This is a genomic window from Brevibacillus ruminantium (genome assembly GCF_023746555.1).
Lineage (GTDB): Bacteria > Bacillota > Bacilli > Brevibacillales > Brevibacillaceae > Brevibacillus > Brevibacillus ruminantium.
The window spans coordinates 4,277,390-4,301,901 of record NZ_CP098755.1; the positions used below are offsets into that span (position 1 = coordinate 4,277,390).

General features: G+C 44.8%; 19 protein-coding genes. All 19 read right to left on the bottom strand.

Annotated elements, in window-relative coordinates; translation table 11 throughout:
- Positions 1–25 precede the first annotated feature (25 nt).
- Complete coding sequence (locus tag NDK47_RS21020; protein ID WP_251871712.1) at positions 26–1,420, bottom strand: pyridoxal phosphate-dependent decarboxylase family protein; 1,395 nt, start codon at positions 1,418–1,420, stop codon at positions 26–28.
- Positions 1,410–2,657 (bottom strand): MFS transporter, encoded by a 1,248-nt coding sequence (locus NDK47_RS21025; protein WP_251871713.1) that lies wholly within the window; start codon positions 2,655–2,657, stop codon positions 1,410–1,412. The genes NDK47_RS21020 and NDK47_RS21025 overlap by 11 nt, the downstream gene beginning before the upstream one ends.
- Positions 2,658–2,677: 20 nt before the next feature.
- Positions 2,678–4,006: an ATP-grasp domain-containing protein gene (locus NDK47_RS21030; protein WP_251871714.1), complete on the bottom strand. Its 1,329-nt coding sequence runs from the start codon at positions 4,004–4,006 to the stop codon at positions 2,678–2,680.
- Positions 3,993–5,255: an ATP-grasp domain-containing protein gene (locus tag NDK47_RS21035; protein ID WP_251871715.1), complete on the bottom strand. Its 1,263-nt coding sequence runs from the start codon at positions 5,253–5,255 to the stop codon at positions 3,993–3,995. The genes NDK47_RS21030 and NDK47_RS21035 overlap by 14 nt, the downstream gene beginning before the upstream one ends.
- Positions 5,256–5,294: 39 nt before the next feature.
- Complete coding sequence (locus NDK47_RS21040) at positions 5,295–6,572, bottom strand: ATP-grasp domain-containing protein (RefSeq protein ID WP_251871716.1); 1,278 nt, start codon at positions 6,570–6,572, stop codon at positions 5,295–5,297.
- A 31-nt stretch (positions 6,573–6,603) separates the two neighbouring features.
- Complete coding sequence (locus NDK47_RS21045; RefSeq protein ID WP_251871717.1) at positions 6,604–7,341, bottom strand: SDR family NAD(P)-dependent oxidoreductase; 738 nt, start codon at positions 7,339–7,341, stop codon at positions 6,604–6,606.
- Complete coding sequence (locus tag NDK47_RS21050; RefSeq protein ID WP_251871718.1) at positions 7,338–8,732, bottom strand: aldehyde dehydrogenase family protein; 1,395 nt, start codon at positions 8,730–8,732, stop codon at positions 7,338–7,340. Before NDK47_RS21050 ends, NDK47_RS21045 begins: the two co-directional genes overlap by 4 nt.
- Complete coding sequence (locus NDK47_RS21055; RefSeq protein WP_251871719.1) at positions 8,733–9,818, bottom strand: phenylacetate--CoA ligase family protein; 1,086 nt, start codon at positions 9,816–9,818, stop codon at positions 8,733–8,735. It abuts the gene before it with no gap.
- 18 nt (positions 9,819–9,836) lie between these two features.
- Positions 9,837–10,430 (bottom strand): anthranilate synthase component II, encoded by a 594-nt coding sequence (locus tag NDK47_RS21060; protein ID WP_251871720.1) that lies wholly within the window; start codon positions 10,428–10,430, stop codon positions 9,837–9,839.
- On the bottom strand, positions 10,427–11,857 hold the full coding sequence (locus NDK47_RS21065; RefSeq protein ID WP_251871721.1) for an anthranilate synthase component I family protein: 1,431 nt from the start codon (positions 11,855–11,857) through the stop codon (positions 10,427–10,429). The genes NDK47_RS21060 and NDK47_RS21065 overlap by 4 nt, the downstream gene beginning before the upstream one ends.
- Positions 11,858–11,861: 4 nt before the next feature.
- Positions 11,862–13,010, bottom strand: coding sequence for a DUF362 domain-containing protein (locus NDK47_RS21070; RefSeq protein ID WP_251871722.1), 1,149 nt, complete (start codon positions 13,008–13,010; stop codon positions 11,862–11,864).
- A gap of 1 nt (position 13,011) precedes the next feature.
- Complete coding sequence (locus NDK47_RS21075; protein WP_251871723.1) at positions 13,012–13,692, bottom strand: cyclase family protein; 681 nt, start codon at positions 13,690–13,692, stop codon at positions 13,012–13,014.
- A gap of 13 nt (positions 13,693–13,705) precedes the next feature.
- A complete protein-coding gene (gene aroF / locus NDK47_RS21080; RefSeq protein ID WP_251871724.1) occupies positions 13,706–14,719 on the bottom strand; it encodes a 3-deoxy-7-phosphoheptulonate synthase in 1,014 nt (337 codons plus the stop codon).
- Between the two features lie 427 nt (positions 14,720–15,146).
- Positions 15,147–16,421 carry a DHHW family protein gene (locus tag NDK47_RS21085; protein ID WP_251871725.1) on the bottom strand — a complete coding sequence of 425 codons (1,275 nt, stop codon included), beginning with the start codon at positions 16,419–16,421 and terminating at the stop codon, positions 15,147–15,149.
- Positions 16,422–16,442: 21 nt separating this feature from the next.
- The gene (locus tag NDK47_RS21090; RefSeq protein WP_251871726.1) at positions 16,443–17,849 is read right to left on the bottom strand and encodes an MBOAT family O-acyltransferase; all 1,407 of its coding nucleotides are present in this window, start codon (positions 17,847–17,849) and stop codon (positions 16,443–16,445) included.
- 479 nt (positions 17,850–18,328) lie between these two features.
- A complete protein-coding gene (locus NDK47_RS21095; RefSeq protein ID WP_251871727.1) occupies positions 18,329–20,188 on the bottom strand; it encodes a M56 family metallopeptidase in 1,860 nt (619 codons plus the stop codon).
- The gene (locus tag NDK47_RS21100) at positions 20,181–20,552 is read right to left on the bottom strand and encodes a BlaI/MecI/CopY family transcriptional regulator (protein ID WP_251871728.1); all 372 of its coding nucleotides are present in this window, start codon (positions 20,550–20,552) and stop codon (positions 20,181–20,183) included. The genes NDK47_RS21095 and NDK47_RS21100 overlap by 8 nt, the downstream gene beginning before the upstream one ends.
- 1,093 nt (positions 20,553–21,645) lie before the next feature.
- Positions 21,646–22,776 (bottom strand): IS21 family transposase, encoded by a 1,131-nt coding sequence (gene istA, locus NDK47_RS21105; RefSeq protein ID WP_251871729.1) that lies wholly within the window; start codon positions 22,774–22,776, stop codon positions 21,646–21,648.
- A 427-nt stretch (positions 22,777–23,203) separates the two neighbouring features.
- Positions 23,204–24,457 carry a helix-turn-helix domain-containing protein gene (locus tag NDK47_RS21110; protein WP_251871730.1) on the bottom strand — a complete coding sequence of 418 codons (1,254 nt, stop codon included), beginning with the start codon at positions 24,455–24,457 and terminating at the stop codon, positions 23,204–23,206.
- Between the last annotated feature and the right edge of the window lie 55 nt (positions 24,458–24,512).

The window sequence follows — 24,512 nt, forward strand, 5'->3', positions numbered from 1 at the left end:
CCCTTTTGCACCAATACAAACGAACCTATGCAAATTCAGCCATCAAGGAATCCATACTGTCTGCCATGGAGCTTGAAATCTTTCTCCATTCCTCCCAATCCCGATAATATTTTGATACCACACAGCGAATGGCAACGAGCTTGCTGTCATCCACAACACATGGCATTTGCTCCAGATATTTTAGATCATCGATGACGAATTTCGAAAAAATAGGGTAGCGCGCACCGTTTGAGATGGAGCATCTCTCAATCAATTTTTCTGTCAGATCATTTATACGTGAAAGTGTGCTCAAGTCTGGATAAAAGCAAAGAATGTTCATCTCCGGCTCGACTAGCACTTTGAACCCGCTTCGTTCGATCTCTTCTTTCAATTGCCTTGTTTGCCGGATCATCGCTTTTAGCAATTTCCCCAGTCCTTGTTCCGACAGCGGGTAGAGTTGAGTGTTCAGCCAGCTTGCTGCGGCATACGCTCCGTTGCGTGACCCTTCCAAAGAAATTTGGCCCAGGTTGTTACCCAGAATGAAGGTATAGGGTGCCTGATGAACAATCTCTTTTTTTAATTGGGCGTCCCGATACAAAACGGCACCGCAGCCGTAGGGGAGCAATCCCTGTTTATGAGGATCGACGGTTATCGAATCTGCATGATACAGAGCTCCGAGACTGTTTACGAAATGATCAGAGAGCAAGCCGGTGTTTATGAGAACTTTTAGATATCCTCCCCATGCCGCATCCACATGCAAAGAAAAATCATACGTTCTTTTTAGTGGTACCAGTTCGTGTATAGGATCAACTGCGCCACATCCGGTTGCCCCCAAATTCGCCACGAGCAGCACGTTGATCTGTTCATCCCTGGCCTTTTTCAATTCTGCTTCAAGGTTTTCCAAATCCATTTGAAATTTTTCGTTAACCCCGATGATCCTGAAATCAGCGTTAATGATGTCAGCGATGCGCCCCCAGGAGATATGAGCGGTGGAAGGGAAAAGCAAACGGAATTTGTTCTTGTGTTTCTTGCGATGGAGCCAAGCCGCCTCTAAATTGGCGACTGTCCCGCAACTGGTAAAATGCCCCCACCCCTCTTCCGGGAATTCAAAGAGGTCCAGCAGCTCACGGATTGATTCCAGCTCCATCTCTGTCGTCACCGGAGAGGCTTCATAGGCGTGTTGATTCTGATTATAGAGACTGGCAATAAAAAAGCCCAAGAGCCCTACATCTGTAGGGACAGAAACCTGATGGGCCAAATAGCGGGGGCTTGCAAAATCAACCGATTTGGATATCCTTTGGCAAAACTCCTCGAATTTTTGCTGAAATGCCTCCCTATCCAATTCAGCTAAAAGGTTTTGATTGTACTGCAAATGATGTGTCCGGGGATAGTATTCCGAAAAAAAACGGTTGAGATGATCTTCCATGAAATTAGTTGGCATTTTGAATCTCCTCAACTTCATTTTTTAGAAGCAGTTTTCTCATGAAGAAATAGACGCCCATGAGCAGTAGACCCATTACGACAAAAACAATCCAGACCAAGTAATGCTTGTTGACAGCAAGAAGTGTGGGAATTAAGTTTCCACTGATTGAATTGCCGAAAAAGCTTCCCAGACCAGAAGCGAGTCCGATAAATCCGAGATAGGTAGCCAGCCTGCCTTTGGGAGAAATGGTGCTCACATAACTGTTTGAGAATGTATTGAACATGATCTCCCCGACAGTAAACACAAAAATAGAGAGGTAGATCATACTAAAGCCGAGGTTGAGAAATTGTGAGATGGCGATGAGGGTAAAAGCAAGCAAGACCAGCGAAAACCCGACTAACGAGGTTCTGAGCATATTGTGGTTTTCCAGCCTTCTCACGATGGGATACTGTAGAAGGACGATCACCAATCCATTTAAGGCAAAAATAGTACTAATTTTAAACGCTGCATCAGACTGGTAGATGGATTTCAAAATGACGGGGATCGAGAACTGGAATTGTGAAAACACAATGAAGAACCCGATGACGAGCAGCATGAAACTTACAAACTGTTTGTGAGAAGCAATCTCTTTGAAGTCTTCTTTTACATTTAATTGCCTTTTCTCCGTTGCGGCAGATGGCAAAGTAAACAGTCGAATGGATATGTAAGTGAGGAGATACAGGATCGCAATGCATGTGAATGCAAGCTTGTAGGAAAGTCCCACAAGCAGGAACCCAATCAGCGGTCCGACCATACTCCCCAGATTGAAGCAGATCGAGATCAGCGCAAACATTCTGGCTTTTTGGGCGGGAGTTTCGCTTTGCGCGATGAGCTTGTATTTCATCGCAATTCCGATGCAGCCATCTCCGAATCCGAGCAGCATCAACGCGATAATAAACAGGAATTGTACATTTATAAAGATCAGGGAAATATACGCGATAATCATCAGAATGAACCCAAGGTTGATAAAGATCTCAGGCCTGAAACGGTCAATTAAATAACCGCCCGTAAAATTGGCAACCTTTGAACTGATGCTAAAAGTGGAGAGTGCCATGCCGCTAAAAAAAACACTGTATTTCATAGTTTCTGTAAAGTAAATGGCATAATACGGGATAATCATGAAGTCAGCAACCACCACGAAGAATGTCCCTATCAGCATCACCCATATGCCAAAGTTCAGTTTATTGTCCGTTGCTTTATCGGAAATACCCTCCACTGTCAACTTCACCCTTTTTCTTAATTTTTCACGGTGCTGTTAACCGCCACTTCCTGCCGAATTTTCTCAGTCAACGTGGCATTCACCAGACCGGATGCCGTTTGGATTTTGACTGTAAACGCATCATCGATTTCATCTAAGGTGGCACGGAGCTCATCTTCATTCTCGGCGAAAATAATAATGGCTGCGATTGGATCATAGTTGCTTTCCGCTCTCTTTACTGTGTCACCTGGCTTTCCAAAAAAATCAAATTCTTTCACACCTTCGATTTCCAATAAACTGCGGCGCTGAAGGATTTCGACAATCTCTCCTTCCGGGAAATCCACGTACGCCGTAACAGCCATTCGTTCTTTCTTTTCTTCCAGAGAATAATCAATGCGGCTTCCCAGCATCGCGTCCATGTATAAGCCGAGCGCGGATTCGTTAAAACGCCAGTTAATCAAGTCAAGAATGTTATGTCCCGGCTCTCTGACTGCATATTCCACTGTATACAGTTTCTCTGTGGAATCTTCGATCATGACCTCCAAATGAAGAATCCCCGTGCACATCTCATTTATCTCAATCAGATCCTTCGCCAACTGATAAAGTTGGCGCGATACGCGGTTCTCTATGCCGGCTGGCACCAATTGCATGGTCTCCACAAAATACGGTTCTTCCCCTTTTCCCTTGCTGGTGATATTAAACAGATAGATTTGCTGATCCTGGACGATGCACTCTACACTGACCTCCCTTCCTTTTATGTATTGTTCGATAAGATAAGTCTGGCCGTCGAACTCCTCCAAATAGGCAGACAGCTCCTCCCGGCTGCTGACTTTTTTTACGCCGAAGCTTGCCGAGCGGTTGTGAAGTTTGATCACGGCCGTTTTATGCTTATCGATAAAATCACTGACATCCGCTTCCGAATCCGTGACCATGTAATCCGGAGTATGGAAACCATGTTGTTCTAACAGCATGCGTTGCAAAATTTTATTCCTTGAAACAAAGGCAGCCTTTGCTCCCGGCCCCTGCAAGCCCAAAACGGCATTTATTTTTGCTGTGATTTCAACATAAGTCTCAACGGAAGCAATGATCGCTTTAATATGGCAAGTCTCTCTTATTTTTTGGATAATTTGCAGGATTTTCCCTTCTGTCAGGCTTTTTTCCTCGAATAAAATATCTGCCATATTGGTGCGCTCTTGATAGAGATGAATGAACTCATGGTAATTGGCCATATCCGGTGTGTAACGATTCTCACTGACTAATACGACTGCCAGCCCTCTTTCGTTACATTCTTTTACCAAATTTGGCAAACAACTGGATAAACTGACCCCGATGATAACAATGGCATCCAATTTGTTATTCGGATTCATTTTCAACAGCTCCACTCTTTACGAATTCAACCCATTTTAAATGACTGATACAAAACTCAGCCTCCGCCAATGCTTCTTCCGCATCTTTCCCCGAAGTTATTACGTATCCATAACGGTCCGCGTAATTTTCAATTCGCCCGCTGGTTTCAAACGGGCAAGTTTTCACCGAGTATTTCAGTAAATGGGGCCGATCTTTGATGCGATCAACGCCCTCAATTTGAAATGAACCCGCTTTTTCTGTTGTCAGAAAACGAATGCATACACCTTTTGGGTGATCAGGTGTGTATTCCATGGGCAAATCGAGATAAGATGCGACGGTTTCCTTCCAAAGGTCGATTCCTTTGCTTTGTTGAATGATGGAAGGGATATTCCCGCCCGGCAATCGCGCAGCCACTTCGATCACGATTGGTTGACCGTTTACGATTCTCATTTCCACGTGAGTCGCTCCAAATCGGATCCCTAAAGACTGATGAAGCAAACGCGTAACGGTAAGAATCCTGTCAATGATCAGGGGGTCTTTTTTGCTTGGAACCAAATGTCCCAATTCAACAAAGCAAGGACCGTTGGTAACGATTTTGTCGGTTACGTTCTGAAAAGTGATCTCGCCATTCCTTACAATGGTCTCAACGCTAATCTCCTCGCCGTCGATAAACTCCTGAATCAAAACGGTTTGACTCATGGCAAATTGCCAATCCTCTTCCAACGGCCGATTTTGAATAATGGAAAGCTTTTCATCGAGCTCTTCCGCGTTCCACACTTTATAAACGTTGCTGCTGCCTATTCCGTCAGAAGGCTTAATGATACATGGGAACCCGACAATGGATGCTGCTTCATAAGCCTCTGCTGCCTGATGGACGATATAAGTCTTTGGACAAGGGAGGTGAAACTGTGAGAAATTCTCATACATGAGGTGTTTGTAGCGGGTGGCTTCCACCCAATCCAAGCGATTGGATGGAAGCCCTAGTTTTGCTGCTATTCGATTCGCATGCGGAACGAAATACTCGAAGCCGCTAAGTATCGCATCAATGGGGTGCTTTTCGTTGACGTTCATGATGGTTTGCTCCAGCTCTCGTTCATCGCTGACATTCATTTCGATCAGGGTATCAATATTGCTGAGGCATTCCGGGCTAATTTTCACAAAACCGGTGTTGAGGGCGAGGGCTGTGACGTGACAATTTAATTCCTTCGCCGCTTTTGGCAATCCATCACCGGAGCTGATCGGTTCGATGATAAGAACGTGTCTTTTCACAATGATTCACTCCATCATAGATCTTATTGACCCGCTATTTTACACAAGAACCTCTTCGTCTTTTGCCAGGTAAACATCTATTTTTTCTTCAAAGCCCAAGTCTCCTGTTACCCTGCGGAAATCATCCAGTATTCCGCGAATGTCAGCGGGGGTTTTGCCGGTTATATAAAATCTCCCGAAGTTCGTCAGGTTAAAGTTTTCCTCATGTTCAAACCACTCGGCCTTGTTCCTCTCAAAATGAATGACGCCTGGCAATTTTAAGAGGTAGGTCAGATCCTCATAGGACAGCTCTTTTTTAACCGGAAACTCGCAAACATAATTTTTCTTCTTCTCTACTTGGTGGAGATCAAACCGATCCAATCCCATATCGATCAAAAGCGTGTACGTGTTCAATTCAGTAGAAGCAATGCTCAAGTTTACGCAGCCGGAGGTACGTGGATTGATTTCCAGCACATAGATTTGACCATCGGCGATGATGTATTCAATTTCGATTGCACCTTCCATGTTCAGCGACTCCGCAATCTCACGTGAAATTCTCCCCAGTTCTTCGTTGCTGCCTATTGTGTTTTTGATCGGCCCGACCCTGAACTTTTCCAGTGGGCAATGCTCGCTAAATCCCGTTTCCTCTTTGCTGATCGGAACCATGTCGATGTAGTTTCCTTTTTGTCCAATCACTTCTACAGAAATCTGTGTTCCTTGCAGGAATTTTTGCATCATTTTGGGGAAGCCAAACTTTTCAAAGTAATCATGGAGCTGTTCATCTGATTGAATGTACTCGACTCCTTCTGACAGACACAACTCCGAAGGCTTGATGATGATCGGGTAGCCAATCGCCTGCGCAACCTCCCTGGCCTCTTCCAGGTTATAGACAAAGTGGCTCGGAATCGGATGAAAATGATGTTTTTTCAGATGCAGCTCGGTCCGATATTTGTCACACATGAGCTCACATACTTCAAGTGAATGAGCAACGACCTTGATTCCGTGATTTTTTTCCAAATGTTCCTTCAACCGCGAGTCTCTTACGTTGTTTTTATCCGGCATGGATATGGAAACCACGACATCGAAACCATTTTCAATGACAAATTGGGCCAACTCCATATGACTGACATCAGTCGGAAAGTAATACACGTTCCCGTTAAAGTATTTCTCTGCGTCCAAAACCTCCGGGTTCTCCTCTGGAAGTCCCTCCGTATACGCGAGACTTAGTTCTATATCATCCGCATTTTCCTTCGCATATTGGTTAATGTGAGTGAGATGGGGATTCACGACCGATATATCCAGCCCTCTTAGCAGCAGCACTTTTTTCTTTTGACGCATCCGAAACACCTCAATTTTCTAAATTTTATTGTCAGTGAAAAAACCTTCCCCCATCAATGACCAAGGTTTGCCCTGTGATCGCATCGGCAGTCGACAACCAAAATACTGCATCTGCGACCTCTTCCGGTTGAACGACTCGACCCAGCGCAGTCGCTTTTAGAATGGCATCCATCACTTGTGGATCAAGAGAGTCAGTCATCGGAGACTCAACAGGCCCCGGAGCTATACAATTCACACGAATTCCCAATGGTCCAAGTTCTCGCGCAGTGCTTTTTGTTAGACCCACCATGCCCGATTTAACCGATGCATAGTGGGGGCCAAACGCGCCTCCTGTTAAACCTGCGACGGAGGAAATATTTACAATGGTACCCCTGCACTTCTCAAGAAGCGGGACAGCTTCTTTTGTACACAAGAACGGCGCTGTTAAATTTAGCTCGATACACGACGTCCATTCCTCTGCATCAAGTTCAAGGAGCGGACGCGGTCGGGCACCACCCGCGTTATTCACTAAAATATCCAGTTGCCCGAACTCCTTTTCCGTTACGCTCATCATTTTCCTGACATCATGCTGGTTCGTCAGGTCTGCAGACAAGACCAGCAGCTTTTGATGGCTTTCTCTTTTTTCTGCGCTGAGATCATTTAGTTTTTCCGTATGACGAAAGCAGTGCGCAATCACATGAGCGCCCTCGCCCAGGAATTTCCTCACGATCTGTTTTCCTACGGTTCCTGAAGCTCCCGTCACCAGTACGGTTTTCCCATCTGCTCTCATGAAAAATATCCCCCGCCCTCTTTGACAAAACCCTTTGATTCCAACAAAAATTCACTTACATATCCGTCATGCGGAATGTAAGGGGTACTATACCAGGTAGGTATCCTTCCCCAAAAAACTTTACGGATGGTATGGTCTTCCAGTGATTGCCTGACGAGATGCTTGTTTTCAGTTAGCAATGTAACGCACAGGGAGTCTTTTAATGGCTCAATGCCATCATTCTCCTCCCATGGTGAGAGCCAGACACAAGGAAATGGCAGCTCCATTCCAAATCCAGGGGAAGTATGACCGTTCGACAATATTACGGACGGGCGCAGGATTGCCGATCCATCTTCAGCGTACGAGACAGGACCGTCCGGATAGTATGGGCAGCAGAGATCCTGCGCATCGCCCATCAACGCTTCCAGTGATTGCCGGATCTTCTTCGCTTCGGCTGCGGGAACGCTTGGAAGCTGAGACTTTGGATGGTTGGAAGGGAAAACCGGGATCTTGGCCAGCTTTTCAGCGAGTGCTTCCGCCACCTCATGAAAATGATTGTGAACAAAGATCGCACTGACATTGGTGCATCTCACTCCGCCATCTGCAGCAACCGAAGCTGCTAATACGTCGATTACCTCATCAGTCACTTCCTCCACATCGACAAGAATTTTCGAACGGCCCGGGCCTCTGACCAGGACATGGGGATGATTTCGATAGCTTGCTACCGTTTTTTCATTTCCGTAAATGATGGATAAGTCTGTTGCATTTATCATCTTTTCAGCATTTGCGTATGAGCATGGAACGTAGGCCAACTGGGTCGGTTCCAAACCAGCCAGCAGCAGACTGCGGATAAGGCGCAAGGGGGTAAAAGGATCTCTGCTTCCTGGACGAATGATCACGTGCAGCCCAAAGGCAAGCGCCTGTATCCAGCTTACATGCGTCATCGGATGGTTACTCGGTGCGATGACGGTCAATGTTTTTCCCCGCGGCATCCAGAATGCCGAAGAGCCGCTTTCAAGATCCAAACCTTCCAATAAACGGGATGCACCTTGTGGACGCTGACTCTCCACAACCTTTGAAATGTTATTCATGTACGTTTTCATTTCGCCAAGACTGCGTGTGACCACACTGATCGGTACACCCGTTGCTTTGGCCTGTTTCAAGCAAAACGCTTCCGGCGTCTCTCCCTGAACAATTCCTTCCGCAAAAATTTCTCCGGCTTTGGATATAGCCGCTACCCTCTGTGCGTAAGGCTGTGTCGCCGCTTTCTTCAGTTCGTTCACAATCATCTGCAGCAACAAAGGGGGAGCGAGGCTCATTTCGGCAATCGGTTCATGATTTACCCCGGTAATGATTGTTTTGTCTTCGGATAGATACTCTCCGGCGGGCCTCAGGATCGGAATCTGATCCATTCAGTACACCCCTTCAATAATGCTTTGCTGCTGATTCTTCAGAACTTTCACCTTCGAAAGACCATCCGACTTGAAAACATCCGTTGCCTGATTTCTTACAGCCACATCCCGCTCCAGGTTATTGGGGAGAAATAATTCCCGACTGAGCAGGGTTACTTTCACTTGCCCTGCTTTTCCGTACTCTACTGTTTGCTGCAGATTTTCAGGATCGACCACATCTATGAAGCAGTACGGATAAAATGTCTGAAAAACACACCGGTCCAAATCACCTGGGTGGGGTGGCCGTTGGATCGCAATTCCCATCATCGTATTTCCGTAGAGACCCATTATTTTTGAATCAGGAAAGAATTCTTCCTCCAGCAGCCGAAGCGTTTCATCGGATATACTTGTTCCGCTCCAGATAATGGCTTTGGCCCGTTTCCTGAATAAATCCAGCGTCTTTGGCCGTGAACAAATCTCTTCCAACACCGGAGGGGTAGCAAAAATGACGGATACCGGCTGTGTTTCCAGGATGCTTGCCGCTTGTTCTATCACGTGGTCAATATAGAGTTTGACTTCCTCTGCCTTCTTGTTTTTTATGCACAGTTTCACCCATCTGGGGTCAAAATCAATGTAGTAGCACAGTTTCTTTCTCATCTGCGCCAATAAACCGACAGATCTTCCTACCGCATGCGGTCCAGCAGGGCCAATATGTATCCAATCCCCATCATCGGGAAACTGATGCATCTGCAGTACATGATTGACCCACTCGACCCCTCTTTTCCTCGAGTTCATCTCAATAATTCTTTTGGGGGCGCCAGTCGTTCCTCCGCTTTCGAAGACCAGGAATCTCCACTCATCGGTTAAGCATCCCTGAGGGATCAAATCTCGAACCGGAATGTCTCGCCACAAGGTGCTTACATCCGGAAAGCGTTTGAGGTCTTCAACCGTTTTTATGTCTGTAAGCGGATCGAAATCGAGCTGTTTCCTGTAAGAGAGCCAAAAAGGTGATCCTGTTTTTGAACTGAAATGCCACCGCATGGTCTCAACAATCAGCTCGTCAAGATCAGGCAAATCATTGAAATCTCGATTGAAAATATCGTTCATGATTTCACCCCTATACCTTTATAGATGAAGCTGTGGACGTAACATCTTGACGGTCGCAATAAAGCTGTCAAGCATCTTCATTCCCTGTGAAGTAAATATCGACTCCGGATGAAACTGCACGCCATGGATCGGGAAGGTTTTGTGACGAATCCCCATGATTTCACCGTCATCGGAAAGAGCCGTAATTTCCAGCTCGTCAGGAAGCGTGTCGCGGTCAATGACCAGAGAGTGGTAGCGAACCACCTGCAGGGGATTCTCCAGGTTTGCAAACACCCCGCTGCGATCATGGGTAATAAGAGATACCTTGCCATGCATCGGTTGTTTGGCCCTTCTGATCGCCGCTCCGAATACCTGACCAATCGCTTGATGTCCCAAACAAACGCCAAGGATGGGAATTTCCCCGGCAAAGCGCCGAATCACTTCCATAGAAAGCCCCGCTTCGCTCGGGCTGCACGGCCCCGGCGAAATGAGAATGGCCGTTGGATTCAAGCGCTGAATTTCTTCGATAGTCGTTTGATCATTTCGCCTGACCACCGAATCTATCCCCAAGCAACCAAAGTATTGGACGAGGTTATAGACAAAGGAATCGTAGTTATCCAGAACAAAGATCAACCGAAAACCTCCTTTTCTGCACCCAGTACTGCCAATCCAGCCCTTAGCTTGCTCAAACATTCCTGGTATTCCTGTTCGGGATCACTGTCAAATACGATACCGGCTCCCGCCTGCAGGAATGCTACGCCATTCTGGATCACGATACTCCGAATAGTGATGTAGAGACTCAACGTATCCCCGGCCAGGAATCCGACGCCACCGGAATACAGTCCTCGATCTACCGGTTCTAATTCCTCAATAATTTCCATGGCACGGATTTTGGGCGCGCCTGTCATCGTCCCCGCCGGAAAGCTTGATCGAACCAAATCGGAAACCGAGCATTTCTGATCAAGCTCCCCAACCACATTTGATACAAGGTGCATGACATGCGAGTAGTACTCCACCTCCATCAAACGGTCAACTTCAACGGTGCCAATGGCGCATACCCTTCCCAGGTCGTTCCGAGCCAGATCCACTAGCATACGGTGCTCTGCCAACTCTTTTTCAGACGAACGCAGCTCTTTCTCCAACATTCTGTCTTCGAAGTCTGTATGGCCCCTGCGACGTGTACCTGCCAATGGCCTTAATACTGTTTTTTTGCCGTTTGCGATCACAAGCGGTTCTGGAGAAGCACCCACGACTTGAAATTCTTTCGTAATGAAGCAGTACTGGAATGGAGAAGGATTCAGACGAGCGAGAGATTGATATGAAGCGATGGGACATCCAGAAAAAGGAACCTCTAATCGCAGAGAGAGGACAACTTGAAAGATATCTCCGTTTAAAATGTACTCTTTTGCTTTTTCTACCGCTCTCATATACTCTTCTTTGCAAAAACTGGTTGAGACGGAGATGTTTTCAACGGATTGCCGCTCATTTTCAGAGTTTTGCTCCTCGGGGGATTGCAACATTTCAATCGTTTTTTTCATGAGCTCCGCTGTATAAGATTCACCGTAGACGGACAGACATACAACTGACGTACTGTCCTCGTCGAATAAAACAGCAATTTCCGGTAAAAAGAACTCGTAGTCAGGGAGGCTTGTAGTTTGTTTGGAAGGAACAGTTGGGAGTCTTTCAAACCTTCTGGCGGCATCGTAAGCGATAAATCCAAATAATCCCCTGAGAAAATCCGGACAATCATCTCCCCGAAAATCATAAGCACTCTGCAATTGGACCAAATGGTTGAGGGGGTCCTGGCTGGCAAGGTAATCATTTCTGGCATGATCCTGCCAATAAGAGAGGGAGTCCTCCCCTTTTCCGGTGAACCGAAGAGTTGCCCCTCCCAAAAACAGCTTTTGTCTCCCCGACGCAGTAAATTCTCCTTCGATTAGCATCATTGGTTCGAGATGACTCATTTTCCGCGCGAATCCGATGAATGAGCCGTTTGATCGCTTGATCGTGCAACGCTTAATCGTAACGATTCTCTTTTGACCATCGGCGATATTCTGCATATGGCTAACCTCCATGAGGCACGCGGAATTGGGTTCGTTGATCTTCGGTTACCTCTTGGCCTAATGCGTATTTAAATGCTGCCAGCTGGATTGCACGCGGAGGGCAGCCCTCGATGTAGATTCCGGCTTGACGATGTTGATACGTGCAGTTTCCAACCAACACCACTTGCCCATGCAGTTCCGGCAGCGAATCCATCGGGCCGGAAAGGATGGTTAATTCCCCTTGATATTCATCCAACTCTGAGGTGAGCTTCTCCAATGCTCCCGCGATGTAGCGTTGGCATTGGACACATGCGGAATCTGCGTGAATTTTAATCGTTTCTTTCGGTGAAACAGGAGCGGAGGGAGCCCGCTTCATCTGAAATGCCACATCAGACGGGAGTGCACCCAGCACTTCAATCTCGTTCATCGCAATGGGTCCCATCCCCCGTTCATGAGCATCGCGCAGATACTCCACCTCCAGTGGGTCATATCCGGATACCGTACTCATGACGGTATCGATTGCCACGGCATTCGTTGATGCCGATACGATGCCGACACGCGTGGCTTCCCCTTCCATCGGATAATTCCCCTCGATCACGGTTGTTGCATCACAGACAAGTAAATGCTGGTGCCGCAGTATGTTCAGATCGACAACCGACTCTTCTACTCCAGCCATGTGGACGACTCTGGTCGTAAAGCCCGGGAGCAACCCAACCAAGTTTTTCATCGCGTTGGTCACCAATACACCTGCATGAGTGCGAAGTTGTGGCACCCCAATAAAATAGTCACAATCCAAAACAATTTCAGGGAAGGCCAACGGCACTCGCAGCGAGGTTGCTTCATTGATTGGTGCCACGCGCAAAGGGACATCGTCCAGGCTTACGACCTCGGCATATCGATGAATTTCGGAGTCCTTTAAAATCGTATAGATATTTCGAGTTCTTTCAGAAACCGTCACCTTTGCTCCTTTTTCAAAAGCCAATCTGGCTAATGTACATATGATTTCGGGGTTGCTGTGGAATCCAGGCTTCACCTGAAACATATTGGGTTTGATCAAGACTTTCATTCCCGGCTGAAGCTCATCCAGTGGATTTCCTAATAGATGAAGCAATTCCTCAACGGTCTCTGAGACATGTTTCCCTTCGCGAAGCAAGGATACTTTGGTTTTCATATTAAAAGGCAGCCTCCATCACATTTTCTAGCAGAACCGCTCGTACGGGAGAAGCTTCTACGCCTTCCACTTTGGTAGGCAGCGCAAACAGGCAGCTTACTTTCGATTCCGCAAGATGCAGATGCGTAATATACTCAAGAATGGGAATTCCTTCGCCAAGCAGCTTTAAGTGAACAGGGGATTCAACATCACCTGGTTTTTCAGTCAAGCAATCCAGTCCAATCAGAACCCCTTTATTTTCGATCACCCAGTCCGCAACGGAAGGGGTTAAATACGGCGGTCTGTCCCAAAAGTCAGGCCTGCCCCAGTTGTGCAAAAGGTAGTCTGTCCGAATCAGGAGTCGACTCCCCGGCTCCCAGATATCCCTGACCGCTTTTTCGATGTCATCCGCAGTAATGGGCTCGAAGGGCTTTTTGTATGAAAGGTCGGCGATGCATGCCCTTCCGATAAAAATATCCAATGGCAGTCTATCCAAAGATTCCCGATCCTCGAAAAAATGCTTGGGGGCGTCAACATGAGTTGCATTGTGAGCAAACAATTCCAAACGGGTAAATGTGCGTCTCGTTGGTGCTGGATCGGTTTCGGGTGTCATGACCGGTTTGATCGCGAACTTAGGGTACCACTTTGCTTCATAGGATGGCATATCCGGATAAAAGCCGTGTGTGATATCGATGATTTTCATGCATGTAACCTCCTCATGCTTTGATAGGATCAACGAACATCTGACTGTTCAACAGTTTGATTTTCTTTAGCATGCCGTCGTAATCTTCCAGAGATATTGCCTGTTCTTTATCACTCAGGGAGGTTTCGGGCTGATGGTGAACTTCGAGCATCAGACCATCGCAGCCTGCTTCCAAGGAAGCTAATGCCATGGGACCGACTAATCTTCTGTCTCCCGTTCCATGGCTTGGATCTACAATCATCGGCAAATGGGAAAGGTTTTGAACTTTATGAACAGCGGCCAGATCAAGATGCCGCCCAGAGGAGGCCTGAGTCGCAGCAATCCCCCTTTCGCATAAAACAACCTCAAAGTTGCCTTCGGCCAGTATGTATTCTGCGGCTTGCAACCAAGTCACAACATCAGCCCAAGGCGCTCGCTTAAGCAGAACCGGTTTCTTGGTTCTCCCCACTTCACGCAAGAGCGCGAAATTCTGCATGTTTCTCGCACCGATTTGCAACATGTCCGCATATCCGGCAACTAACTCAACATCTACTGGGGTGAGAACCTCTGTGACAAATGGCAGCCCGCTCATTTCCCGCGCCTCAGCCAACAACTTGAGACCATCATGACCCAAACCTTGAAAACTGTACGGAGATGTTCTTGGTTTAAAAGCACCCCCACGAAGAATATGGCATCCTGCTGCCGCTAAATTGGTCGATATCGTCAGGATTTGCTCTCTACTTTCAACGGAGCAGGGGCCTGCGATGATTACGGGTGAACCATTTCCAATTTCGATGTCTCTGACTTTCACAACTGATTTTTTTGCTTGGAATTCTTGACTGCATAGAGGAAAAGGAGAGTCAACATACTTTAGAGTGAATGAATCGTGGATAAAGGGAAGCTCTTTGCGAGAAATTTTTCCATTGCCGATAATAAAGTGTTTTCCATTTCGCACAATGTGTTTGCTGTAAGAAAAGGTGCGGAGAATTTCTTCAATATCCTGCTGACTGACTGGAGGGGAACATTCGATGACTGTTGTCGTAGCCAAAAATTACACCCCCGATACATATTTAGTTAGCTGTGAATTTAAAAACAACCTTTTTTTACCATTTCATATGATTTTTTCCATTTTGAGCTACATCATAATTGCTATTTGAATAAATGTCAACATATTCCTTTTTTGTTGACAAAATATTGATGCATGCTCAATTTTCTTGAAAAAATCCGTTCCTGCCCCGCAAGGAAACGCTAGCTGCTGCGCCGGTTCGCCGCACTTTTTGGCCATATCCGAGACGAGGGAAAAACTTTTCTTCTCCTTGCTATGTTCGGTTCGCTTTGACCTTTGGTCGGTTCCCGTAGCTGTTAAAGGGCGAAAAAAAGCCCCAGATGTAGAATTATTACTCATCCGGAGCAAAAATACCTAAAATAATTTTGATTTTTTGTTTCAACAAAACCGTTATCCCCTGCTTGGGGGCTTATTTTTCAAAACTGTAATTTTGACTATAAAGATTATCATCATGCAAAGCGATAATCAGGATGTCATAATGTTCGCTTGCGAGAATATTTTTCAAGCTGAATTCCGGGTAGTAGCGATTGTCGTATACCGTTAGTTTTTGAAAGCTTTGTGCCAGATACGGCGTAATCGGATTCATGAATGAATCTTTTAGCAACAGGACATGTAATTGATTGCCTGCTTTCGGGTTTTCATACGTGATTTTTCGTCTGTCTCCGCCAAAGAAGGTTCCATAAGAAACCGGGCTTTGCCCGCTTTTGTAACCGTAAAAATCGCTGAAGTCTCGAATGGTTTGCTTTCCATCCGTATTGATCACTTCAAAATGTTGAAATGTGAACGGCACTTTCGGTTCATAGATCATCGTTCGATCGGCTTTTTCGGGATCAACGGCATCATGGATTTGCCTGTTATAGCTGCCCTCAAATCTGCCATTCGACAATGCAGACACGTGAATGTCGCTCAATGACATCGGCTCACCCTTGAAATGGGACGACTTGTTTGAGATTTGGCGGATCATTTCTTGATAGGCCAGAAACGCACCTTTGATATTCCAATGATGGTCGGTTTCCAGGTAAAGGTCCTCCAACTCCGCGTTCGTAAAGGTATCAAACCTGCTTCTCAAATCCACGACGTTTATGTTTTTATCGAGCTTCGACAAGAAATAGTCTCTCGATCTGACATACGCGTCGGTCTGCAGGTAAGGCGGATACAAATGCATCAGCGAAATCGTTCTCGACGGATTAAAGACAAAAAACGTTTCTGTTTTTTGAGCTTCGGCGAATGCAACCGCGTCGTTTAAATTTGCTGTTGCTGCGTCAATTTCGCTTGTATGAACAGCTTTATCCGGAACAGGCAAAATCCATTTGCGATTGATCAGAACCAAATTGGACACGATGCGAGAATCGTCTACGATTGTTCCTTCCTCGGGTTTGTGCTGGGTTTGATCGCGCATGATGTTTTCAAACAGCATGGAGTTAAACAACCTGGAGTTTTGCTGCTTTTGATAGAGCTTCACCATTTCGTTGCGAAGGACAATTTGGTCATTGAAATACTGATTCATCTCTTCGAAGAAACGGGGGGTAGTAACAGCTTCAAGGCTGAAATCGGGCAGCTTGCCGAGCGCTCTGTTCTCGATAGCAGAGATATCCTTTTCCGGTGAAAAGAGGCTGGCTATCGCGAACCCGAAAATAATCGTGAAAAAAGTAACCATATAAGCGATTGAAACCGGTTTACTCATGTCGGTACTCCTCTTGTCGAACTAGAATCGGAAATACAAGAAAGGGTTATAGGTGGAATTGACCAGATACAAGACCACTTCTGCAAAGAGGAAGCAGTGGAATAGCAAGGCAAAACCAGTTTGTACATTTGTCATCAGCTTGCCGAATTGCCATTTTTGTAGCTTCGGATATATCGGTGCGGCAACAATGATCGCGATGGCAAAGGGAACCCAATTCATCGATAACAGCGCGAGCGCTTGAGAATCGAATATGTCGTGGCCACGTGAATGGAACATCGCCAGGATGAAATCTGCTGCATACCCAAAGTTGTCGGCACGGAAGAAAACCCATCCGATCATGACAAGAAGCAGTACGACAACGTGGTTTAACGGATAGATTCTGAGCAGCATCTTTTCGAGACCGGCTTTTTCCAGAGCGATCAAAATGCCGTAATAGATCCCCCAAGCAATGAACGTCCAGCTTGCCCCATGCCAGAACCCCGTCAGCGCCCACACAATCAATAAATTGCGATAGATTTTCCAGGGAGCTACCTTGCTTCCGCCGAGCGGGATATAAACATAGTCCCTGAACCAGCTGCCAAGTGAAATGTGCCAGCGTCTCCAGAACTCAGAAATACTTTTGGAAATATATGGATAGTTGAAATTCTCCGCGAACTCGAAGCCAAACATTTTCCCCAGTCCGATCGCCATATCACTATAGCCCGAAAAATCATAATAGATCTGCAAAGTATAGGCGATGATTCCAATCCAGGCCCCTCCCGACGAAAGATCCATGACAGGTGTGGCAAACACAGTGTCAGCTACGAAGCCCAAAGGGTTAGCCAAGAGTACTTTTTTCGACAACCCCAAAATAAATCGTTTGATTCCCTCTGCGAATTGGATGGAAGAGAATACGCGTTTGCTGAGTTGTTCGGCGACAGCGTTGTAGCGAATAATCGGACCTGCTACAAGCTGCGGGAAAAATGTGATATAGAGCGACAAATTGAACAGATTTCGTTGCGCTTTTTCTGTTTTTCGATACACATCGATTACATAACTGAGTGCATGGAACGTATAAAAAGAAATGCCTAGCGGCAGCGGCACAGGTGTTACATAAAAATCGGTTTGCAGGACCTGGTTCACAACATCCACTAAGAAATTCGCATACTTAAAGAAACCCAGAAGTCCGATATTTACCGCGATCGCCAACGTTAAAATCGCGGTTCTCTTTTTTCTATGATTTTCAGCCTGATCTATCCATATCCCGAAACCATAGTTCAGGATAATAGATAAAATCATGAGAACAATGTACCTCGGTTCACCCCAGGCATAGAAGAGTAAGCTGAAAATCAATAAGATCGAATTTTTATATGCAAACGGAACAGCAAAGTAGAAGGCAAAGACAAGCGGCAAAAAGAAAAACAAAAAACTGACGGAACTGAAGACCAATGTGATATCCTCCTGATGCTGGCGATTCAAATACACCTAAAATAATAATCGAAAAACTCCGGAAAGGAACTAGCATATCTTACATGAATCTCTACGGATTCTCCTAGAAACATTACGTAAAACCTGTGCGGAAGGATACGAATCTGTTTGCTAGCACTGATTTTTGGAGATGACTTCCTGCTGTTTTGGATGGTCAGGAAGTTTGGGGTAAGCTGGTAGTGTATTGTCAGGGTCGCGCGCAGGCCGTCTGGATGAAGGTGTAACTTGCGGCCACTCCGGTTTTTTCATTGGTGGCGCTGCGCGGAGTATATTTTAAAGCATTTCGGTGTCTACATTCCATTTCATGAAACTAAGAACAGACAGATTCATTCCTCCCCCTCTTCTATGGCAGCTACATGGACAAAAAAAACCCCAAACGGGTATATTCATACTCGTTTGGGATTTCGTTTTTCATTTATCCTCTATTCAATTGCCACTCGTTACTTCGCCGTTTCGCTTTTTGTCTGATACGTAAAAATCTCGATTTTGACAGTATCCTGCTGTTCTCCACTAGCGACGATTTTATAAGTATGGTTCAGGCCATTTTGACCCGGTGTAAAAATATAGCGGTAACCATTTGCTGCCGCCGGATTCCAGTAAGTCATTTCACTTGTTGTTTCATCCAGAATAGCCAGGCTGATTGTTGGCGTCTTATCTGTGGTTTCTTTTAGATCAATCGCTACTGTTTCTCCTGGCTTCACGACAAAGGAATTGCCAATCTGCTGTCCCTTGCTTCCGTCGCTGTCATCTGGTTGCTTAGGGAGCAACACGTCCCCCTTGAAAATAGGAGTCAGCACGTCCACCTTGTCATAGGCTGTTAGCGGTTTTGCCCCTACCTGTCCTCCAGCTTTTGTCTGCCTGAACTCATACGTAAATTGCTGCGGTGCCACAACCTCCTCAATCACATAGGCTCCCCGCTTGATCAGTTCATTCACGAAAGCCTTATGGTCATACATGAAACGACTATCGGTGGTTTGGTAGTTCATCTCAAACGTGATTTGGTTCTCAACCATTTTTTCGATGACACGATCATCCTTGTAAGCGACCGCTTTATCCCCGAAAGCAACCGTCACCGTCTGCCCCCCGATGGACATCGTTTTGCTTGTCATGCTGGCAACAGCCGATCCTTTGTCCTGCCATTTGAGCTCCACCTTATAGTAAGGCTCTGTACGATTGAAATAACCTATTTTTCGCCCTTCCTTATCGATATACAAAGCTTTCCATTTGACTTCAACTCGCGTCTTTTCTGTCGAAGAGGGAATGCCTAGCGTGCTTTGGACATTTTGTTCCAGTGTCTGAGCTGTATTGTAGTAGGTTGTGATTCCTCCGCTATATTCCGTTAGCGGTTTTGTCGCTTCTGCAAACACAACAGACGAGGTGAAGACGGAAGCAGCCCCCATCATGACGGCTAGCAGGATGCCCGAGAATGCTTTGCCTCTTCCTGAATTTTTCTTCATAATAAGTCGAAACCTCCTGATTAGCAGCTTTTTATGGTCGACCAAATGATTATTTAACGCAGGTGAAGCATTGGCAGCAAATTGTAAAATCATCTCACTGTAGCGTTTTTTCTCAACTGCCGTCATATGCTCCGTTATTTTTTCATCTACCGCATATTCGCAGGCTTCGCTCAAATTTGCCAAAGCCATATAAGAGAACGGATTAAACCAATGCACACTATTGATCCATACAGCCAAAAGCTTAAACCAAGCATCCTTTTGTCTGTAATGAATCCATTCGTGTCGTACGGCCATTTCGTAATCAATTCCGTCTATTTTTACGTTTGGCATAACGATTTTCGGCTTCAAGAACCCGATCAGCATAGGCGAGGTCACATAGTCGCAGACGACTACATCCAGCTTTTCCACGCTATCTATCCACTTGGACTCACGCAGTATTTTTTGTTTATACAAGAAATAACCTAGCAAGTATCTACACAGCGTAACGATAAAACCGCAAGCCCAGATAATCAGTAGCCATTGGTCAACGCTGAGAATCGGACTGCCATTCTCTTCATTAACCCCGTTCAGTGGATTCTCTGGTTGTCCGGACATCAACTTCACTGTCTGGGCTGCTGATTCTTTTGCGCTGTCATCGACGATGTTCTTTTCAAAAGATATGGAGTGGGAGTAAAGCGCTGGCACAGGTAATTGGAGTGGCAAAATAAACAGCAGCAGTGCCGACAAGCAGGCGCCATAATACAAGCGTCCCCCATACTTGGCTGCAAGTCTTGCCTTGAATAACATGAGCAAAAGGGTTGAAATACTGCCTGCCAGCGATGTCATCAACAGCCATTTAATCATTCTCATCAGCCTCGCTATTGATTAATGCCCGCAGCTCCTCAATGTCCTTTTTGGTTAACTTCTCCGCCTGCAACAACGAACTGATCAGGCTTTTGGCAGAACCGTTATGTATCGTGTGCAAAAAGCTCTCTGTTTGCCTGTTCAAGTATTCCTTTTCCGTGATTGCCGCCCAATACTCGTGCGCATGGGACCTTCCGAGTTTGACAGCATGCAGAGCACCCTTGTCGATTAGCCTGCCTGCCAACGTAAGAATGGTCGTCGGTTTTTTATCCGGCAGCTTTTCACCAATTTCCTTCGTTGTCATTCTCCGCCCGCATTCCCAAATGACCTGCATGATCTCCATTTCCGCTTTTGTAATGTTCATTTCAGATAGATTCACCCCTTCGTTTCTACGTGTTGTTTTTCATTCTACATCATGTAGAAACGAAAGTAAAGTCGAAATACAAAAACCCCCAAACAAGTGATGGTTACTTGTTTGAGGCAACGAATACTAACTGAGCCTTAAATTCCTACTTGCTATCCTTTGTTTCAAAAACATAATTAAAGATTATCATCATGCAGGGCAATGATCAGGATGTCATAACTCGCTGGACAAGATGTTTTTCAAGCTGAATTCAGGATAGTAACGATTATCGTAAACCGTAAGCTTGTTGAAAATTCTACGCCAAATACGGCGTAATCGGGTTCATGAATGAATCCTTCAGCAACAGAATATTCAGCTGATTGCCAGCTTTCAGGTTCTCATAGGTGATTTTCCGTCTGTCAAAACGAAGATAACAAAAAACAGGTCAATCATGGTGATATCTGACCATAATCGACCTGTTCAATGCAACGGAGTTGGTATAACTTCCAAGCTGGTGACATTGGCCTACGAAAAGGGCACGTTTGGATGCTAGAATCAGTCAAAAAAGGTACTGACAACCCTAAAGGGTTCAACACCTATGAATCGACAACAGATGGAACAGGAGACAAAGCAAAGTCATACTATAGAAGTTGGGATGATGCACAAAGTTATACACCATATACCATAATTGATTAACGATTTTAACCAATTATGCTAAGATATTCATGTTACTGGATATCTTAGCTTTTTATTCTACTATAGAAGGTGATGATTTCTTGGCAAAGAATCTATTTAAAGGTATTTGGATATTGCTTTATTGCATTTTAACTGTCCTCTTAGCAGGATGCCTTCAAACTGACGAAAAAGTGGAGAATTACACTCAAGATCCTGATATAGTTTTACATCAATATTTTGAGGCCTTGAGTAAACAAGACTATGGCAAAATGGTAAAACTGTATGGTGGTGATTATGAGTCATTAATTGGAAACAATCCGTCAGTTGCCAAGGATGATTATCAAAAATTGTTGGAAAATTATTGTACAATCAATGGAGGAAACATAGTAAAAATAGATAAGGTTATTGAGAAAACCAAGGTTAATGATGAAGAATACATCTACAATCTTTCTTTTAAATACTTGGACGGTACGTCTTTTGAGAACGGAAAGCAAATTGAATACACTGTAAAGAAAATAGATAACTCTTTTAAAGTAATGGGTCTACCGCCATATATCCCATAAAGAGAAATTCCCTTCACGGAGTACGCATTTTGCTCAAAGCTAATCAACGAGAGCGAATTACTCTTGACCGGTACCATCCGATAGCAATCTAAAGGCTGAGCAGGAAGTGGCAACATGCGCTCCTTATCTTCAATATAAGCATCCGCTACCGTCATCGTTGACCGTGGGACTTTGGTGTTTTCATAAGCTACGCATTTTTCCAGTAGCCAATAATTTAGTTCATCTAAAGAGGAGACAGAAGGCATCGGCGTGAAAAACTGTTGTTTCACCATTTTCACAAGGTTCTCGACTTGTCCTTTTTGGTTCCCTTTTGCAGGCTCACAGAAGTAACTTTCGAACAAATAGTGTGCTCGTAATTGGATAAAACGCTCTTGTTCTTCCCTATTTTTCCCCTCCAGTATCTTCTTCACAGCGGTCTTTAAATTGTCATAGACAATGGTTTTAGGTACGGCTCCAAGAAACTCGAAGGCATTTACATGCCCTTGTAAAAGTGCTTCCTGTTTTTGATGAAAGAATGTTTGGACAAAGATTTTCCGGCTATACGTGCACCGCAAGCAGAATACCTGGATGGTAACTTGCTTTCCAAACAATAAAATATCAACCTCTCCCCAGTCGAATTGAGCAAACTTCCCTGGCGGGAATTCAAGAGGAACGTACGCTTTTGGTGGAGAGACTCGCAGTTGTCTAACATAGCGGCGAATAGTTGATTCACCGCCTGAGAAACCATATTCCTCCACAAGTCTTTGGTAAATACGTTTGGCAGTATGTCGCTGCTTTGGAGGGGCTTGTTCATCTTGAGGTAGCCATTCCAAGATGATTGGTTTAACAGACTCAATGACTGGCTTTGGCTTCGGTTTGGACAGCTTGTAAACGGGTATTTCCGTAGAAGTTAGTGCTTTGCGAATGACTTGCCGAGAATATCCTGTCTCTCTGGAAATTTGGCGAATCGACTTTCCTAGCACGAAGTGCTGTTTCCTGATAAACTCATAATTAGCCATCTGAAGCATTTCCTTTCCTCCCATATCTTGTTGTCTCGTCAACATTCAAGATATCGGAAAGAGTTGCTCAGGTGGTCAGCTTTTTTATGAGCGTCATGATGCTAGGTGGTCAATAATTAGGTTAGCATTCACATTATCCGGCCTAAAAACAAGAACCACCCGAGTAAGAATCATTCGAGTGGCTTTCCCTAGCAGCTATTCTATCCATCTTATATACAGGCTTTACATCAACCTGAAAGTGACGAATTAACTAACGGAGTATACATCAAAAAAATAAAAGAAGTAGGATATTCCTACCTCTTTCACCATTCAGGGTCTATTTTTGTAACAATTGGTGTATCTGGAACAGCGCTTGGTAGTACAGTAACGCCTGTTAAAGCTAGTAAACAGTATACAACAGCGATTACTTTTCTCAAACTAATCGACCTCCCTATCGCTATTTAGTATCATCATTACATAATTTCGTAATTTTTTCCATCAATTCATTCTGACCTTTTTCACCAAATTTTTTATAGGAATCTAATACCATCCCCAAACACTTCATCGACTCTTGGCTATTACCTAATTTCTGATAATATTCTGCACTGTGTAGAAGGTTGTCTGCCCCTTCCTGTAATCGCCCCACAGATAACATATATGAACCCTTCAGCCCGAAGTATTTTGCTAACTTCTCTATCCTTCTAGGGTTATTTACATTGTTAGATGGAAGATAATTGTTCTCCGATTCAATCAACTTACCTATGGACTCGCTATCATCCATAGCAAAGTAAACATCCATTAAATCGACAAGAATAGTAATCCGACGTTCACGATCTAATGACTCTAGGAGTTCCTTATAAATCTTTTCCGCTTCCTTTAATTTTCCACTCTTAGTAAGTATCATGGCTTTCGCATGATCTTTCTTGTAGTCAGAATATTGACTTTCAGAATATTCCCTTAGGTAAAGATCTGCTAAGGTATAATCACCAAGGGCAAGGTACGAAGCCACCACTGCTGACAGAGCTTCTGCCCTTAATTGATTGTCTGAATCATCCTTATCAAACCCTTTTTTACAAAGATAAATACACTTGTCGTAGTCCTGAAGAGCATATGCATGAACACCGATGCGATAAAAGAAGATAGTGTACTCCAAATTATTCAAATGTTCAGTATAGTGAATCAACTCGCTACCTCTTCGATAGGTCTCACTCAAGCGAAGAAAGTCATCCCGTTCAAGTAAATATCGTTCGTATAATGCCTTTGCAAGATAAAAAGGAACTCCTCTGTTACGAGCATAGTAAATAACCGTGTCATACAGAATTGTCCTAATTTTTAGGTTTTCAACACTATTTGCGTACTGCATTAAGTAATCTAATGATAAAAAAGTATCCATCCGAGGAGACTCCAAAAATTTCAGGGCAACTTTGCTTACTAGGCTGATGTAGTTTTTCCCCACTACCTCTTCCAGAATATATTTTAATGTCTCGCCGCGCTGAACTGATTCAACGTAAAAACTAATCATGTCGTAATACGGCACATCAATAACATTCGCAATTTTCTTCCAAGTTCCAAAGCTAGGTTTTTTCGTTTGTCCTACCTCAATCTTAGACAGTACGCTTTTACAGACACCAGTCATCTCAGCTAATTTATCTAATGATAAATCATTCTGTTTGCGAAAGTTATAGATAAGGTCTCCTAAGTTTATTAACACCAGACATCACCCCTGCCTGTAAAAAATTGTATTAACTATTTTTACCAATCATAAC